15 protein-coding genes are annotated in these 15,223 nt (G+C 76.1%); 7 read left to right on the plus strand and 8 right to left on the minus strand.

The window, feature by feature from the left end; genetic code table 11:
- Positions 1-16: 16 nt before the first annotated feature.
- The 3 genes from ABD358_RS08635 to ABD358_RS08645 all read right to left on the minus strand — a co-directional run bounded on the left by ABD358_RS08635 (position 17) and on the right by ABD358_RS08645 (position 4,986).
- Positions 17-3,034: an AAA family ATPase gene (locus ABD358_RS08635; RefSeq protein ID WP_344630277.1), complete on the minus strand. Its 3,018-nt coding sequence runs from the start codon at positions 3,032-3,034 to the stop codon at positions 17-19.
- Positions 3,031-4,197 carry an exonuclease SbcCD subunit D gene (locus tag ABD358_RS08640; RefSeq protein ID WP_344630278.1) on the minus strand — a complete coding sequence of 389 codons (1,167 nt, stop codon included), beginning with the start codon at positions 4,195-4,197 and terminating at the stop codon, positions 3,031-3,033. The genes ABD358_RS08635 and ABD358_RS08640 overlap by 4 nt, the downstream gene beginning before the upstream one ends.
- Positions 4,198-4,359: 162 nt before the next feature.
- Positions 4,360-4,986 carry a YigZ family protein gene (locus ABD358_RS08645; RefSeq protein ID WP_344630279.1) on the minus strand — a complete coding sequence of 209 codons (627 nt, stop codon included), beginning with the start codon at positions 4,984-4,986 and terminating at the stop codon, positions 4,360-4,362.
- A gap of 92 nt (positions 4,987-5,078) precedes the next feature.
- Here ABD358_RS08645 and ABD358_RS08650 point away from each other — a divergent pair, with 92 nt between their 5' ends.
- Both ABD358_RS08650 and ABD358_RS08655 read left to right on the plus strand, forming a co-directional pair.
- A complete protein-coding gene (locus ABD358_RS08650; protein WP_344630280.1) occupies positions 5,079-5,483 on the plus strand; it encodes a RidA family protein in 405 nt (134 codons plus the stop codon).
- 52 nt (positions 5,484-5,535) lie between these two features.
- Complete coding sequence (locus ABD358_RS08655) at positions 5,536-5,943, plus strand: CoA-binding protein (protein WP_344630281.1); 408 nt, start codon at positions 5,536-5,538, stop codon at positions 5,941-5,943.
- A 66-nt stretch (positions 5,944-6,009) separates the two neighbouring features.
- Here ABD358_RS08655 and ABD358_RS08660 read toward each other — a convergent pair whose 3' ends face one another.
- The 3 genes from ABD358_RS08660 to ABD358_RS08670 form a co-directional block, all read right to left on the minus strand.
- Positions 6,010-6,387: a hypothetical protein gene (locus ABD358_RS08660; protein WP_344630282.1), complete on the minus strand. Its 378-nt coding sequence runs from the start codon at positions 6,385-6,387 to the stop codon at positions 6,010-6,012.
- Between the two features lie 37 nt (positions 6,388-6,424).
- Positions 6,425-6,976, minus strand: a complete 552-nt coding sequence (locus ABD358_RS08665) for a YbaK/EbsC family protein (RefSeq protein ID WP_344630283.1) — start codon at positions 6,974-6,976, stop codon at positions 6,425-6,427.
- A 198-nt stretch (positions 6,977-7,174) separates the two neighbouring features.
- The gene (locus ABD358_RS08670; RefSeq protein ID WP_344630362.1) at positions 7,175-7,918 is read right to left on the minus strand and encodes an acyltransferase; all 744 of its coding nucleotides are present in this window, start codon (positions 7,916-7,918) and stop codon (positions 7,175-7,177) included.
- Positions 7,919-8,154: 236 nt separating this feature from the next.
- Here ABD358_RS08670 and ABD358_RS08675 point away from each other — a divergent pair, with 236 nt between their 5' ends.
- From ABD358_RS08675 to ABD358_RS08685, 3 genes are all read left to right on the plus strand, one after another.
- Complete coding sequence (locus tag ABD358_RS08675; RefSeq protein ID WP_344630363.1) at positions 8,155-8,679, plus strand: gamma carbonic anhydrase family protein; 525 nt, start codon at positions 8,155-8,157, stop codon at positions 8,677-8,679.
- Between the two features lie 110 nt (positions 8,680-8,789).
- A complete protein-coding gene (locus tag ABD358_RS08680) occupies positions 8,790-9,812 on the plus strand; it encodes a DUF8017 domain-containing protein (RefSeq protein WP_344630284.1) in 1,023 nt (340 codons plus the stop codon).
- Positions 9,809-11,149, plus strand: coding sequence for an MFS transporter (locus ABD358_RS08685; RefSeq protein WP_344630364.1), 1,341 nt, complete (start codon positions 9,809-9,811; stop codon positions 11,147-11,149). Before ABD358_RS08680 ends, ABD358_RS08685 begins: the two co-directional genes overlap by 4 nt.
- Here ABD358_RS08685 and ABD358_RS08690 read toward each other — a convergent pair.
- A complete protein-coding gene (locus tag ABD358_RS08690) occupies positions 11,089-11,946 on the minus strand; it encodes a spermidine synthase (protein WP_344630285.1) in 858 nt (285 codons plus the stop codon). The genes ABD358_RS08685 and ABD358_RS08690 overlap by 61 nt on opposite strands.
- 152 nt (positions 11,947-12,098) lie before the next feature.
- Here ABD358_RS08690 and ABD358_RS08695 point away from each other — a divergent pair, with 152 nt between their 5' ends.
- Positions 12,099-12,815 carry a TVP38/TMEM64 family protein gene (locus tag ABD358_RS08695; RefSeq protein WP_344630286.1) on the plus strand — a complete coding sequence of 239 codons (717 nt, stop codon included), beginning with the start codon at positions 12,099-12,101 and terminating at the stop codon, positions 12,813-12,815.
- A 143-nt stretch (positions 12,816-12,958) separates the two neighbouring features.
- A complete protein-coding gene (locus ABD358_RS08700; RefSeq protein WP_344630287.1) occupies positions 12,959-13,831 on the plus strand; it encodes an undecaprenyl-diphosphate phosphatase in 873 nt (290 codons plus the stop codon).
- A 48-nt stretch (positions 13,832-13,879) separates the two neighbouring features.
- On the opposite strand, the gene ABD358_RS08705 is transcribed toward ABD358_RS08700, so the two are convergent.
- Positions 13,880-15,109 (minus strand): CapA family protein, encoded by a 1,230-nt coding sequence (locus tag ABD358_RS08705; RefSeq protein WP_425576276.1) that lies wholly within the window; start codon positions 15,107-15,109, stop codon positions 13,880-13,882.
- Positions 15,110-15,223 lie beyond the last annotated feature (114 nt).

Consider the following 15,223-nt stretch of genomic DNA (forward strand, 5'->3'; position numbering starts at 1 on the left):
ACCGGCGGTGCGGGCGTCACCCGGTTTTCGGCCCGCGGTGGCGGACGACCGAGCCGGCCCGGCCCTTGACCACCTCCAGCTGGACCGGGATGCGCCGGCGCAGGTCGGCGACGTGGCTGACGATGCCGACGCTGCGGTCCCGCTCCCGCAGGGAGTCCAGCACGTCCAGCACCTCGTCGAGGGTCTGGTCGTCCAGGCTGCCGAACCCCTCGTCGATGAAGAGGGTGTCCAGGCGCAGTCCGCCCGCCTCCTCCGTGACGACGTCGGCGAGGCCGAGCGCGAGGGCGAGCGAGGCGAAGAACGTCTCCCCGCCGGAGAGGGTGGCGGTGTCGCGTTCGATGCCGGTCCAGGCGTCGACGACGTGCAGGCCCAGGCCGGAGCGGCCCCGGCCGGAGCCCCGCGCGTCGGAGTGGACCAGGGTGTAGCGGCCGCCGGACATGCGCGTCAGACGGGCGGTGGCGGCCGCGGCGACCTGTTCCAGCCGGGCGGCCAGGACGTAGGACTCCAGGCGCATCCTGCGCTCGTTCTCCGCGGAGGTTCCGGCGGCCAGTCCGGCGAGCCGGGCGACGCGGTCGTACTCCTCGCGCAGCGGGGCGAGGTCCCGGGCGTCGGCCAGGGCGCGGGCGGAGAGGCGGTCGAGTTCCTCACAGCGGCGGCGGGCCTCGGCGTCGGCGGCGACGGCCGCGTTCAGCCGCGCCACGGCCGCCTCCAGGGCGGCCTCGGCCCCGGCGGTGCCGGCGGGCGGGAGGGCGGCGGCACCGGCCAGTTCGGGGTCGGCGAGTTCGGCCGCGACGGCCGCCTCCTCGGCCTGCCGGTCGTCGACGCGGCGCTGCAGCAGGCGCTGCTCGTGGTCGGCGAGCCGGGCGTCGGCGGCGGCCTGGGGGGTGTCGAACCCCGCGCGCCAGGCGGCGTCCGCGAGCCGCGCGTCGGCCTCCTTCAGGCGCCGCGCGGCGGCCTCGGCGGCCGAGGCCGCCTCGGCCGCGGCTGCCAGCAGGGCGGCTCGGCGCTCCAGTTCGCCGGCGCGGCGGGCCACGGAGACGGCCCCGCCCCGGGCCCGGGCGACCTGCTCCTCCAGCTCGGAGCGCTCCCTCAGCAGCGCGTCGCGTGTGGAGGTGCGGGAGGCCGTCCGGCGTTCGGCCTCCTGCCGGGCGGCCCGGCGGGCCTCGTGCTCGCGCAGGATCCGGTCGAAGGCCGCGCGGGCGTCGGCCGCGTCGGCGGCGGTCCGGCGGGCGGCGGCGTACTCGGCCTCCAGTCCGGCCGTCCGCTCCGCCAGCTCGGCCGCGGGCGTCTCCCCCGCCTCCTCCACGGCCAGGGCCAGCCTCTCCCGGAGGGAGTCCAGCCGCCGCTCGGCCCGGTGGTGCGCCTCCTCGGCGCGCCGGTGGCGCTCCAGGGCCGCGTCCTCGGCCTGCCGGTCGACGTGCCGCGCGCCGGGGCGGGCCGGGGCGGGGTGGTCGGGCGAGCCGCACACCATGCACGGCGTGCCGTCGCTCAGTTCGCCGGCGAGTTCGGCCGCGATGCCGTCCAGCCGCCGTGCCCTGACGTCCAGCCAGTCCTGTTTGGCGGCCAGCGCCCGCTCGTGGGCCTCCAGCAGTTCGGCCCGGGCGGCGGTCTCCTCCCGGCTGAGGGAGTCCCGGCGGCGGGCGGCCTCCCACTGCCGCCGGACGGTGTCGAGCCGCCGGGCGAGCTGCTCGGCGCGGGACGCGGCCTCGGCGGCGGCGTCCACGCGCCGTTGGTGGGCGTCGCGGGTGGCCTCCCAGCCGGCCAGCCACTCGTCCGCCTCGCGCAGCAGGTCCTCGTCCGCGCCCGACTCCCGTTCCAGGGCGGCGAGTTCGTCGGCGAGGCGGGCGCTGCGCTCCTCGGCGTGCCGGGCGGCGTCCAGGGCGCCCAGTTCCTGGCGGGCGGCGCGTTCGAGTTCGGCGAGCCGCTCCGCGGAGGCCTGGGCGACGTCGGCGGGGAGCAGCTCGCGGGCCCGCTCCTCGGCGAGCGCCGTGCGGCGGTGCTCGGCCTCGGCCCTCTCGCGCGCCTCCAGGACGGGCGCCACGGTCTCGGCGGCGCGGGCCCTCTCCAGCCGGGCGCGGTCCCTGCGGTGCTCCTCCGCCCCGGCGGCCAGGGCCTCGGCGCGCTGCCGGGCGGCCGCGTGGCGCCGCCGGCGGCGGTCCAGCTCCCGGGCCTCCTCCAGATCCCGCTGGGCGGCGGCGTGGGCCGTCTCGGCGAGGCGGCGTGCCGAGGCGGCGGCGTCCAGCCGCTCCCGGGCGGTGGAGCGGGCCAGGGCGGCCCATTCCAGCACGGCGCCGGCCAGGCCTGGGTCCCCGGGCGAGAGGTCCTCGAACGGGGCGCCGTCCGGTTCGGAGGCGGTCCCGGCGGCCTGCCGCATGCGGTGGGCCAGCGCGAGGAGTCGTTCGTCGGCGTCGCGCACCCGGTGCTGCGCGGCGGTGCGCAGTTCCGCCAGGTGCCTCTCGACGGCGGCGAAGCGCCGGGTGTCGAACAGGTGGCCGAGCAGTTTGGCGCGGTCCTCCGCCCCGGCCCGCAGGAAGCGCGCGAAGTCGCCCTGCGGCAGCAGGACGACCTGGCAGAACTGCTCGCGGCTCATGCCCATGAGCTGCCTGATCTCCTCGCCGATCTCCTGGTGGGACCGGCTGAGCGCCTTCCAGGCGCCGGCGGCGGCGTCGTACTCGCGCAGCCAGGACTGGGCCTTGTCGGTGGTCAGCCCGGTGCCGCGCCTCTTGGGGCGCTGCTGCTCGGGCCGCCGGGTGATCTCCAGCCGCCGTCCGCCGACGGTGAGGTCGAGGACCACTTCGGTGGGGGTGTGCGGGTCGGCGTGGTCGCTGCGCAGCCGGCGCTGGCCGGGGTTCTGGCGGACGCCGGGCACCTCGTTGTAGAGGGCGTAGCAGACGGCGTCCAGCACGGAGGTCTTGCCCGCGCCGGTGGGGCCGTGCAGCAGGAACAGCCCGGCGGCGGAGAGTTCGTCGAAGTCGACCGTCTGGGTGCCGCCGAACGGCCCGAAGGCGGTGACGGTGAGCCGGTGCAGTCTCATCGGGGCGCCTCCGTGCGGGCTTCCTCGGCGCGCACGGCGTCCAGGGCCCGGCCCAGCAGGTCGCGTTCGCGCTCGTCGGGCCCCTCCCCGCCCCGGACGTGGGAGACGAAGCCCTCCAGGATCTGCTGGTCGGTGCGGTCGCGGAGGCGCCGCCCGTAGGAGAGGGAGGTGTCCTCCGGGGGCCGTTCCGGGTCGAAGACGAGGGTGAGGACGTGGGGGAAGCGGGCGGCGAGCCGGGCCATCGGCTCGCGCGGGCGGACCGGGTCGGTGAGGGTGGCCTCCACCCACGCCTGCTCGTGGCGTTCCAGGGCGGGGTCGGCGAGGAGGTCCTCCAGGCGTCCGCGGACGCGGGCCAGCGGGCGGGGCACCGGGCAGTCGACGCGTTCGGCGCTCACCTCGCCGCGGGGCCCGAGGTCCACCAGCCAGACCGACTTGCGGTGGTGGGTCTCGGAGAAGGAGTAGGCGAGCGGCGAGCCGGAGTAGCGGACGCGTTCGGCGAGGGTCTGGCAGCCGTGCAGGTGGCCCAGCGCCACGTAGTCCACGCCGTCGAAGACGCCGATCGGGACGGACGCGACACCGCCGACGGTGATGTCCCGTTCACTGTCGGAGGGCTCGCCCCCGGTGACGAAGGCGTGGGCGAGGACGACGGAGCGGGTGCCGGGCGGACGGGTGGCCAGGTCGGCGCGGACCCGGTCCATGGCGGCGCCCAGCACCGCCGCGTGGCCGGCCCTCTCCACCCCCAGGACGTCCTTGACCAGGGCGGGTTCCAGGTAGGGCAGCCCGTAGAAGGCGACCTCGCCGTGCTCGTCGGCCAGGACGACGGGGGTGGCGCAGCCGGCGGGGTCGGTGCGCAGGTGGACGCCGGCCCGTTCGATGAGTCCGGCGCCCACCCCCAGCCGGCGGGCCGAGTCGTGGTTGCCGGAGATCATGATCGTCGGCACGCCGAGGGCGGCGAGGCGGTGGAGGGCGTCGTCGAAGAGTTCGACGGCGGCCAGCGGCGGCACCGCCCGGTCGTAGACGTCGCCGGCGACGAGCACCGCGTCGACGCGCTCCCGCCGCGCCGTCTCCACCAGGTGGTCGACGAAGGCCGCCTGGGCGGACAGCAGGTTCACCCGGTGGAAGCTCCGCCCCAGATGCCAGTCGGAGGTGTGCAGCAGTCTCAACGGCCCGCTCCGCCCCGCACGTGTGTCCCTCCGTCGCCCCCGTGGGTCATGATCTGGATTGTGGCACGTCCCGGGGGGCGCGCTGTCCCGTACGGGGGAATCGGGCGTTCGGGGGGCCGGGGCGCCCGCGCGGGCCCCGGGTCCGCGGCGGGCGCGGGCGCCCTACGCGGTCCCGTACGCCTCGCCGCCCAGTTCCAGACGGGCGGTTCCCGCGGTGGCGTCGGCGAGCCAGGCGCGGAAGCCGTCGACCTCGGCCTCGGGCAGGCCGACCTCGATGGCGACCTCGGCGCCGTAGTGGACGTCCCGCACGTCCCGTCCGCCGGTGCGCAGGTCGTTCTCCAGCCGGCCCGCCCGCTGGTGGTCCACCGTGACCGTGACCAGCCTCATCCGCCGCCGGACGACGGTGCCCACGGCGTCCAGGGCCTCGCCGACCGCGCCTCCGTAAGCGCGGATCAGCCCGCCCGCGCCCAGCTTGACCCCGCCGAAGTACCGCGTGACGACGACGGCGGCGTAGCGGACCTCGCGCCGCAGCAGCATCTGGAGCATGGGCGTCCCGGCCGTGCCGCCGGGCTCCCCGTCGTCACTGGCCTTCTGCACCCCGGCGTCGGCGCCGATGACGTAGGCCCAGCAGTTGTGGGTGGCGTCCGCGTGCCGGGCGCGGATCCGCGCGACGAACGCCTGCGCCTCCTCCTCGGTGGCGGCCGGGGCGAGCGAGCAGATGAAGCGCGACCGGTTCACCTCGGTCTCGTGGACGCCCTCGCCGGCGACCGTCACATACTGCTCCCGCACCCGGCCCAGCCTAGATCAGTCCCCCGGTCCCCGCGGGGGCGGGCCCCGGGGAGGGTGGACGCGCCCCCTCCGACGGCATAGCGTCCGTGTCCATGACACAGCGGCGAACGATCCTGAGCGGCTCCGTCTTCGAGGAGGAGATCGGCTACGCCCGGGCGGTGGTCGACGGCGACCGGGTGCACGTCTCCGGGACGACCGGCTTCGACTACGCGACCATGACGATCCCCGACGGCGTGGTGGAGCAGGCCGAGCAGTGCCTGCGGAACATCGGGGCCGCGCTCGCCGAGGCGGGCTGCACCCTGGCCGACGTGGTCCGGGTGCGGTACCTGCTGCCGCGCCGCGAGGACTTCGAGCCGTGCTGGCCCGTCCTGCGCCGCCACTTCGGCGGGATCCGCCCGGCCGCCACCATGCAGGTGTGCGGGCTCGCCGACCCGCGGATGAGGATCGAGATCGAGGTGGAGGCGAGGCTGCCCGCCCCGCCGGACGCCGGGCGGTGACGCCGCGAAAACGCGCGGGAATGCCCCGGCCCGGGCCCCGGTTGACCGGGACATGTACGGAGACGCAGAGACAGTCCGCAGGATCCTGACCGGGAGCGGCGACACCTGGGCCGTGGTCGGCCTGTCGTCCAACCGGAGCCGCGCCGCCTGGGGCGTGGCCGAGGTGCTCCAGCGCTTCGGCAAGCGGATCGTGCCCGTCCACCCCAAGGCGGAGACGGTGCACGGCGAGAAGGGATACGCCTCCCTGGCCGAGATCCCCTTCCCCGTCGACGTGGTGGACGTGTTCGTCAACTCCGAGCTGGCGGGCGGCGTCGCGGACGAGGCGGTGGCCATCGGGGCCAAGGCGGTCTGGTTCCAGCTCGGCGTGGTCGACGAGGCGGCGTACGGACGCGTCCGCGCCGCCGGACTGGACATGGTGATGGACCGCTGCCCGGCGATCGAGATCCCGCGGCTGGGCTGAGCGGGGCGGCGGGACGGACACGCCCGGGGCGGCCGGCCGGGTCCGGCCGGCCGCCCCGGGCGCCTCTCACTCGTCGGAGTAGCTGAGCTCTCCGAGGGTCCAGCTGCTCACCTCGTCGATGGCGACGCGGTACATCCCCCCGGTGTCGGGGAGGCCGTAGCTTCCCTGGAGGATGCGGGCGAGGTGCAGGTGCAGATGGGTGGGCCGGCGGCGCTCCCCGCTCCGGCGGGCGTCCGGCCCGGCGGGCTCGAACAACTCGGCGAACGGCTTCAGCCGCTCCGAGTCCCGCAGGACCTCGGCCACCCGGGCCTTCCAGACGGCCTCGGGTGCCAGCCTGCCGGTGATGACCGCGCCGGGCACCACGACGGTCAGAGGCATCTGGTTGCTCTGCTCGGTCTCCACCTTCTCGGCGATGTCGACGAGCAGGTCATCGTGGATCGACATGCGGGCAGAGTAGCGCCCGCGGGATTCCGGCGCGGGTTCAGGCCGCCGGAATCCCCAGGCCCTCCACCACCCGCGCCCCGGGCAGGCGGGCCAGGAGCTTGCCGGGCACCAGCAGCTTGCCGCGGCGGCGCCCGCTGCCGACGACGACGTACTCGGCGTCGGCGACGGCCGCGTCGACCAGCAGCGGCCAGTCCTCGGGCAGGCCGATCGGGGTGATGCCCCCGTACTCCATGCCGGACTCTCCGACGGCCGTCTCCATGGGGGCGAACGACGCCTTGCGGGCGCCCAGTTCACGCCGGACCAGGCGGTTGACGTCGGCGCGGGTGTGGGCGAGGACCACGCAGGCGGCGAGGGTGGTCTCCTGCCCGCGGCGGCCCGCGACGACCACGCAGTTGGCCGACAGCTCCGGCGGGATGGAGTGGACCTCGCCGAAACGGGCGGTGTCCGCGTCGTCCGGGTCGCTGTCGACGTAGACGACGCCGTCGGCCGGGACGGGGCCGCGCAGCGCGGCGGCGACGGGCGGGGGCAGCAGGTCGAGCTTGTCGGTCACCGGCCAGGCGTCGGTGAACTCTCCGAGAGGCGCACGCATGCCCCGCACGCTAGCAGTCCCGTCCGGCGGGACCGGCGGAACGGCCGGTCGGCCCCTCACCCCGCCCAGTGGTGGCGGACCGCGTACAGCAGCACCGCCAGGCCGTGCAGGAGCACGGCGAAGAGCAGCAGACGTCGCAGGTTCCGGTCGCTCACGCGTACGCACCCCGTCGGTTCCCCGGCTCCGGCCGGTCCTCCGTCAGCCGCCGGCCGCCGTGTCCAGTGTGCCCGCCTCGGGCCCGGCCGTGCCGAACGCCGCCAGGGCGCGCAGCTGCTCGGACGTGACGCCCTCGGGGACCGGGGCGGGCGGCGGGGTGCGCAGCGGGGGCAGCCAGCCCTCCTCGGGGTCCCAGCGCCGCACGACCTTCGCGGGCGCGCCGGCGACCACGGCGTGGTCGGGCACCTCGCCGCGGACGACAGCGCCGGCCGCCACCACCACGTTCCGCCCCAGCCGCGCCCCCGGCAGCACCACCGCTCCCGTGCCCAGCCAGCTGCCCGCGCCGATCTCCACCGGCGCGGACCGCGGCCACTGCCGGCCGATCGGCGTGTGGGGGTCGTCGTAGGAGTGGTTGGTGGAGGTGATGTACACGTACGGGCCGCAGAAGACGTCGTTCCCGATGGTCACCGGGGCCTGGGCGGTGTCGGCGACCACATGGCTGCCGCGGCCGAGGACCACCCCGTCGCCCAGCCGCAGCACCGTCTCCGGGCCGAGGTCGAGGTCCGGCATCATCCCGGCGGTCAGCGTGACCTCCGCGCCGATCACGCAGTGGTCCCCCATCTCGATCCACTCGGTGCCGAACAGCGTGCCCTGGGGGAAGGCCAGCCGGGTGCCGTCCCCGATCCGGCGGAAGGCGTACGGGCCGGGGTGCTCGGCGGTGACCGCGCCCGCCCGCTGCGCGTGGCGCCACAGGGCGTGCACGCTGCGGGACAGGGCACGGGACATCAGGGATGAGAACACGTTCCTGCGGTTGGGCACCCGCTCACCGTAGACGCCCGGGGATGCGGCGCACCGCTCCGTGTGCTGTGATCCTTGCCCCACCCACCGGCTACGGTGCCGGTGGAACGGGTGCCCGGCACCCGGAAGCGGGAACCCGGGGCGCGGCGGCGGGGACCGGGCGCGGCGGCGCGCGGGAACGGCCCGGCCGGAAGGACGGAGAGGCGGCAGTGGAGAGGCGGGCGATGATCGCGGGCGTGGACGGCAGGGAACCGGTGGTCGCGGTGGGGGCGTACGTGGCCCCGACGGCCGTGGTGGTCGGGGACGTGGCGCTGAGCACGGGCGCGAGCGTCTGGTACAACGCGGTGCTGCGCGGCGACTGCGACGCGATCGCCGTCGGCGCCGACAGCAACGTCCAGGACAACTGCACCGTGCACGCCGATCCGGGCTTCCCCACGGTCGTGGGCGAGCGCGTCTCGGTGGGCCACAACGCGGTGCTGCACGGCTGCACCGTCGAGGACGAGGTGCTGATCGGGATGGGCGCGACCGTCCTCAACGGCGCACGGGTGGGCGCCGGTTCGCTGGTGGCGGCGCACGCCCTGGTGCCGCAGGGCATGGAGATCCCGCCCGGTTCCCTGGTCGCCGGGGTGCCCGCCCGCGTCAGGCGGGAGCTGACCGCCGAGGAGCGGGAGGGCATCCGGGTGAACGCGGCGATGTACCGGGACCTGGCCCGTACGCACCGGCGGGCGCAGGAGGGCGGCGAGGGCTGAGCGGCGGGGCGCCGCCGTCCGCCGGTACTCCACCGGCGCCGTGTACCGGCTCCGTACCGAAACGGGGGCGGCCGTGGCCCCGCCGCGGCGACGCCTCTAATGTTCTGGCCATGTGGCCAGGACAGCAGCAGCCCGGGAGCGGGCAGAACCCGCAGCAGCCCAACCCGTACCAGACGCCCGGGTACCAGGCGCCCAACCCGTACCAGCAGCCGGGTTACCAGGCGCCCAATCCGTACCAGCAGCCGCAGCCGGGCGGTCAGTGGGGGCAGCCCGGCATGCCCGGCGCCCCGCAGCCGCCGCAGAACGGCGGCGGCGGCGGGAAGGGCGGCCGCACCGCGGCGATCGCCATCGTCGTGGCCGTCGCGGTGATCGCCGCCGCCGTGGTCGCCGGCGTCTTCGTGTTCCGGGACGACGAGGCCCCCGCCGCCAAGGGCGGCCCGACCGCGTCGCCGAGCGCCGAACCCTCCACCGGGGAGAGCGCGCCGGAGGAGACCGACCGGGGGGACGACCCCAGCAACCCGCGCGACGGCCTCGTTCCCGAGAAGCCCGACCCGGTGATCCCCGGCTGGAAGGTCGTCACCAACTCCAAGAACCACAACGCCTTCGACGTGCCGCCCGAGTGGCAGGTGGACCCGTCGGAGTCGACGTTCATCTCCTACGGCCTGCAGGACAAGGACGACCCCTTCTCCGGGCCGCAGGTCGCCTTCACCGGCCCGGCCTACTACAAGCGGGGATGGTGCCAGGCCGACGGCGGCAGGTACACCCGCGCCGTCGTCGGCAGCAAGGGCGGCCAGGGCTCCCGCAACACCGCCGAGGCCGCGGAGATCGCCGCCGACAACTTCGTCTACTTCGCCTACGGCGAGCAGAAGAAGACCGTCAAGCGCGCCAAGGCCGAGAAGTTCTCCAACGACCACGGCATCAAGGGGCACATCGCCACCGCCACGGCCACCGGCGTCAAGAAGAACAACAAGTGCGAGTCCGACGGCAAGGTCGTGGCCGTGTCCTGGATCGACGGCACCAACGACCTGCGCATCTGGCTGATCGTCACCGACGCCGGGGTCAAGGACGAGGTGCCCCAGTCCACCATCGACAAGATCACCTCCACCCTGCGGCCCTACGCAGAGGAGGACTGACGGACCGGAAGCGGGGCGGGGCGACGCGGCCGGCCCGTCCCGCCTGGGCGGGCCGCAACTACACACTGCTGACCGCCGCCGCCGTGATCACCGGCCTGGGCAACTCCGGGGCGCTGATCGCGGCGGCCTTCGCCGTGCTCGCCTCGGGCGGCGACGGCACCGACGTGGGCCTGGTGGCCGCGGCCCGCACCGTCCCCCTGGTCGTCCTCCTCCTCGTCGGCGGGGCCGTCGCCGACCGGCTGCCGCGCCACCGGGTGATGGTGGCGGCCAACGCGCTCAACTGCCTCTCCCAGGGCGTCTTCGCGGCGCTGGTGATCTCCGGGCGCGCGGAGCTGTGGCAGATGGCGGTGCTGTCCGCGCTGGGCGGCGCCGGGCACGCGTTCTTCGCCCCGGCCGCCGAGGGGATGGTGCTCTCCAGCGTCCGCGGCGAGCAGGCCGGGCGCGCCTTCGCCCTCTTCCGGATGGGGGTGAACGGCGCGTCCATCGGCGGTGCGGCGCTCGGCGGCGCGCTGATCGCCGCGGTCGGGCCCGGCTGGGTGCTGGCCGTCGACGCCGCCGCCTTCGCGGTGGCGGGCGCGCTGCGCGCCTTCCTCGACCTGAGGGGGATGCCCGACCGCGCGCCGGGCGGCGGCCTGCTCGGCGATCTGCGCGACGGCTGGCGCGAGGTGGTGGGACGGCCGTGGCTGTGGGCGGTCGTCCTGCAGTTCTCCGTCGTCAACGCGGTGGTCGCGGCGGCCGAGGCGGTCTACGGGCCGCAGGTCGCCGAGGAGCACCTGGGCGGCGCGGAGCCGTGGGGCGTGGCGCTGGCCGCCTACGGGGCGGGCACGGTGCTCGGCGGTCTGCTGATGACCCGCTGGAAGCCGCGCCGCATCCTGCTCGCCGGCACGCTGTGCGTCTTCCCGCTGGCCCTGCCCTCGGCGGCGCTGGCGGTCCCGGTCCCGGTGGCGTGGCTGGTCGCGGCGATGTTCGCGACCGGTGTCACGCTGGAGGTGTTCGGGGTGACCTGGATGACGGCGCTCCACCAGGAGGTGCCCGAGGAGAAGTTCTCCCGGGTGTCGGCCTACGACTGGCTGGGCTCCATCGCCCTGGTCCCGGTCGCCACCGCCGCGGCCGGGCCGGTCGAGGCGCTGGTGGGACGGCCCGCGGCGCTGTGGGGCTGCTCGGCCCTGGTGGTCCTGCTGACCGCCGCCGTGCTGTGCGTGCCGGACGTGCGGAACCTCACCCGGCGCGGGACGGCCGGCGGGGGGCCCGTCGCCTCCGGTGCGCCCGCGGAAGGTCAGCCGACCGTGAAGGCGCCGTCCGGCGGCTCCGGCGAGGGCATGGCGTCCGCCTCCTGAACGGGGCGGGCGTCGCCGATGAGCTCCTCCAGCGCGGCGCCGTGCGCCACCCGGGCCGGGAACGGGTCGGCCGCCGCCAGCCGCGCCAGCCGCTCCACGGGCAGTTCGGCGCGGGAGGCGACCAGCACGGTGTTGCCGAAGCGGCGGCCGCGCAGCACGGCGGGCTCGGCGATCAGGCACAGGTGGTCGAAGACGGCGGCGAAGGTGGCGAGCTGGGAGCGGAGGAAGGCGAACGGCGCGGCGTCGGCGAGGTTGGCCGTGTAGACCCCGCCGGGGCGCAGCGCCCCGGCGGCGGCGCGGGCGTAGGGCAGGGTGGTCAGGTGCGCCGGGACGCGGGAGCCGCCGAAGACGTCGGCGACCAGCACGTCCACCGATCCGGGCCGCCGGTCCCGCAGGGCGGCGCGGGCGTCCCGGGCGCACACCGTGATCCCGCTGTCCCCGGGCAGCGGGAGGTGCTCGGCGACCATCTCCAGCAGCGCCCGGTCGGCGTCCACCACCTGCTGGCGCGAACCGGGGCGGGTCGCGGCGAGGTAGCGGGGCAGGGTCAGCGCCCCGCCGCCCAGGTGGAGGGCGTCCAGCGGCTCGCCGGGCGCGGCGGCGCAGTCCAGGACGTGGGCGATCCTGCGCACGTACTCGAACTCCAGGTGTTCCGGGTCGTCGAGGTCCACGTACGACTGGGGGGCTCCGTCCACGGTGAGCAGCCAGGCCCGCCTGCGGTCCACGTCGGGCAGCAGCCGGGCGGTGCCCTGGTCCACGTCCCTGATCACGGGCACCGGCCCGTCCGCCGTCTCCTCCATCGCCCCATTGTGACGGGTGCGGCGACTGCGTCGGCCCGGGGGTTTCCGGCGGCCGCGTCGGTCCGGCCCGGGTCCGCGCGGCGGGCCGGCGGGGCGCGGAGCCCGCGGTGCGGGCGGGGGCGCCCGGCGTCCCCGTCGGTTACGCTCCCCCGGTGCTCGTCCCCGTTTCCCGGCGGCCCGCCGGACTCGCCGCCCGAGGCTCCGCGGTGCTGCTCTCCCCGTGGTTCCGTCTGTCCCTCCTCGCCGCCCTGCTGGCCGCCGCCGCGACGGTGGTGGCCGTCCACGAGCCCCAGCGTCTGATCGCCGGCGGCGGTCTCCCGGGCTTCTCCGGCGCCGGCGCGGTGGTGTTCTTCGTGGCGGTGTACGGCCTGTGCACGGCGGCGCTCGTGCCGCGGCCGGTGCTGAACCTGGCGGCGGGCGCCCTCTTCGGCGCTTCCCTGGGCACGGTCGCGGCGGTGGCCGGGACGGTGCTCGGCGCGGGGATCGCCTTCGGTCTCGGACGGCTCCTGGGGCAGGACGCGCTGCGGCCGCTGCTGCGCGGCCGCTGGCTGGCGGCCGGCGACCGGCAGCTCAGCCGCCACGGCTTCCGCTCGATGCTGGCGCTCCGGCTGCTCCCCGGCGTGCCGTTCGCCGTCTCGAACTACGGCGCGGCCGTCTCCCGGATGGGCTGGGCGGCCTTCCTGACCGCCACCGCGCTGGGCTGTGTGCCCAACACCGCCGCGTACGCCGTCGCGGGCAGCCGCGCCGCGACGCCGACCTCGCCCGTCTTCCTGGTGGCGTTCGGCTTCATCGTGGTCCCCGGGCTGGCCGCCGCGCTCGTCGCCTGGCGCCGGCGCGGGCGGCTGCGGCAGGCGGTGGCGGCGGGGTAGCCGTCCGCCGGGCGGGACGGTGACCGGACCGGTACACACCGGCGGTGTACGTTCGTCCGCCGTTTCCCTTCCCGTCGCCCGGCGGCCATAGCCTCTGCCCGACCTGACCGATGATCACAACGCAAGGGCGAGCACACCCCGACATGTCTTGGTTCGAAGCACTCATCCTCGGGCTCGTCCAGGGGCTGACCGAGTTCCTCCCCGTCTCCTCCAGCGCCCACCTGCGGCTGACCGCGGTCTTCGCGGGCTGGGAGGACCCCGGCGCGGCCTTCACCGCGGTCACCCAGATCGGCACCGAGACCGCCGTGCTGATCTACTTCCGCAAGGACATCGCGCGGATCGTCTCCGCGTGGTTCCGCTCGCTGTACGACGGGCGGGCCCGGCGGGACCCCGACGCCAGGATGGGCTGGCTGGTGATCGTGGGCTCGATCCCGATCGGCGTCCTGGGCCTGACCCTCAAGGACCAGATCGAGGGCCCCTTCCGCGACCTGCGGCTGATCGCCACGACGCTGATCGTGCTGGGCGTGGTCCTGGGCGTGGCCGACCGTCTGGCGGCGCGTGACGCCTCCAGTGGGCGGCACCGCGCGATGCGGGAGCGCAAGTCGCTCGACCACCTGAGCGTGCGCGACGGCCTGCTGTACGGCATGGCCCAGGCGATGGCGCTCGTCCCGGGCGTGTCGCGGTCGGGCGCGACGATCAGCGGCGGCCTGTTCATGGGCTACAGCCGCGAGGCCGCGGCCCGCTACTCGTTCCTGCTGGCCATCCCCGCGGTGCTCGCCTCCGGTCTGTTCGAGCTGACGGAGATCGGCGAGGGGCACGTCTCGTGGGGGCCGACGCTGCTGGCGACCGGTCTGGCCTTCCTGGTGGCCTACGCCGTCATCGCCTGGTTCATGAGGTTCATCTCCACCAAGAGCTTCATGCCGTTCGTGGTCTACCGGATACTGCTGGGACTGCTGATCCTCGGTCTCGTCGCGACCGGGGCGGTCTCCCCGCACGCGGGCGAGTCGGTGGGCTGACGCGCCGCCGGGGCCCGGCGCACGCGGGCGGGCCCGGGGACGTCCCCGTCACCGGCCCTCGGTGAGGCCGTCCCCGGCGGCGCCCCGGCTCAGCACCGCCTGGCGCACCCTCTCGCGCACCTCGGGGAAGTCCTCCTCGGTGGCGGGGACGACGCGGAAGGGCGGTCCGGTGTCGGAGTGGACGGCCAGGTACTCCGCCCGGGAGACGGTCCAGCCCCCGCCTCCGGGTTCGGGGGCGAAGGTGAAGCGGGCCATGGAGCCCTCGTTGCCGCCGCGCTTCTCCGCCGGGACGAATCCGGCCATCTGGCTGCCCAGGCCGTAGACCACCCACGTGCCGTTCACCTTCTCGTACGGCTGCGCCACGTGGTTGTGGGTGCCGATCAGCAGGTCGATGTCCCCGCGGCCCTCCGTGCGCGCGGCGGTCAGCCGGCGGGCGAGCTCCTTCTGCAGGCCGTCGGGGGCCTGCTGCCACTCGGTGCCCCAGTGGAGGCTGACGACGACCACGTCGGCCCCGTCGCGGCGGGCGGCGCGGGCGTCGGCGATCACGCGGTCCGGGTCCAGCAGGTTCACCGCCCACGGGCGGCCGTCGGGCAGCGGGATGCCGTCGGTGCCGTAGGTGTAGGACAGGTGGGCGATCTCGGCGCCGCCCGCCCTCAGCCGGGCCGGGCGGGCGGCCTCCCGCGGGTCGCGGGCCGTGCCCGCGTGCCGCACGCCCGCCTCGTCCAGCGCGTCCAGGGTGCGGCGCACTCCCGCGAATCCGTCGTCGAGACTGTGGTCGGAGGCCGTGGAGCAGCTGTCGTACCCGGTGGTGCGCAGCGCCTCCGCGAGCTGGGGCGGGGAGCGGAACGTCGGGGAGCCGGTGAAGGGGCCGTCCTCGCCCCCGTAGGGCGTCTCCATGTGGCACAGCGCCACGTCCGCGGAGGCCACGACCGGTTTCACCCCCGCCAGGATGCGGGAGAAGTCGTAGCCGTCGCCGCCCGCGTCCTCCGCCGCCTGCCGGACGATCGAGGGGTGGGGGACGATGTCGCCGGCCGCGAGCAGGGTGAACGGGCGGCGCCGCTCGTCCCCGGGGGGCGCCCCGTCGTCCCGGGCGGCGGGGCCGCCGGACGCGGTGCACGAGGCCAGGGCGGCCGTCAGGGCGGTGAGCGCCAGGACCGCGGCGGCCGGAGCGGTCCGGCCCGTCCGGGCTGCGCGGCCCGTCCGGGCTGCGCCCCGGTGTGCCGTCCGCACCGCCGCGCGCGTCCGCTCCCCTGGCCCGGTCCGTTCCGTCCGGCGCATCGTCCGCCTCCCGTGTGTCACGGCGCGCCGCCTTGCCGGGGCGGCACCGCCCTCCTCCCGGCAGCGTGGGCGCGGGCGGGACGGGCGGCATTCCGAAGGGGCGTTCCGCTGATC

The sequence above is a fragment of the Streptomyces glaucosporus genome, from assembly GCF_039533345.1.
GTDB lineage: Bacteria > Actinomycetota > Actinomycetes > Streptomycetales > Streptomycetaceae > Streptomyces > Streptomyces glaucosporus.

Excerpts from the sequence above, each read along its gene's own strand:
- ABD358_RS08705 (WP_425576276.1), bottom strand. The coding sequence starts at position 15,109 with ATGCGCCGGACGGAACGGACCGGGCCAGGGGAGCGGACGCGCGCGGCG.
- ABD358_RS08635 (WP_344630277.1), bottom strand. The coding sequence starts at position 3,034 with ATGAGACTGCACCGGCTCACCGTCACCGCCTTCGGGCCGTTCGGCGGC.
- ABD358_RS08690 (WP_344630285.1), bottom strand. The coding sequence starts at position 11,946 with ATGGAGGAGACGGCGGACGGGCCGGTGCCCGTGATCAGGGACGTGGAC.
- ABD358_RS08660 (WP_344630282.1), bottom strand. The coding sequence starts at position 6,387 with ATGTCGATCCACGATGACCTGCTCGTCGACATCGCCGAGAAGGTGGAG.
- ABD358_RS08655 (WP_344630281.1), top strand. The coding sequence starts at position 5,536 with ATGTACGGAGACGCAGAGACAGTCCGCAGGATCCTGACCGGGAGCGGC.
- ABD358_RS08665 (WP_344630283.1), bottom strand. The coding sequence starts at position 6,976 with ATGCGTGCGCCTCTCGGAGAGTTCACCGACGCCTGGCCGGTGACCGAC.
- ABD358_RS08650 (WP_344630280.1), top strand. The coding sequence starts at position 5,079 with ATGACACAGCGGCGAACGATCCTGAGCGGCTCCGTCTTCGAGGAGGAG.
- ABD358_RS08700 (WP_344630287.1), top strand. The coding sequence starts at position 12,959 with ATGTCTTGGTTCGAAGCACTCATCCTCGGGCTCGTCCAGGGGCTGACC.
- ABD358_RS08670 (WP_344630362.1), bottom strand. The coding sequence starts at position 7,918 with ATGTCCCGTGCCCTGTCCCGCAGCGTGCACGCCCTGTGGCGCCACGCG.
- ABD358_RS08675 (WP_344630363.1), top strand. The coding sequence starts at position 8,155 with ATGATCGCGGGCGTGGACGGCAGGGAACCGGTGGTCGCGGTGGGGGCG.
- ABD358_RS08680 (WP_344630284.1), top strand. The coding sequence starts at position 8,790 with ATGTGGCCAGGACAGCAGCAGCCCGGGAGCGGGCAGAACCCGCAGCAG.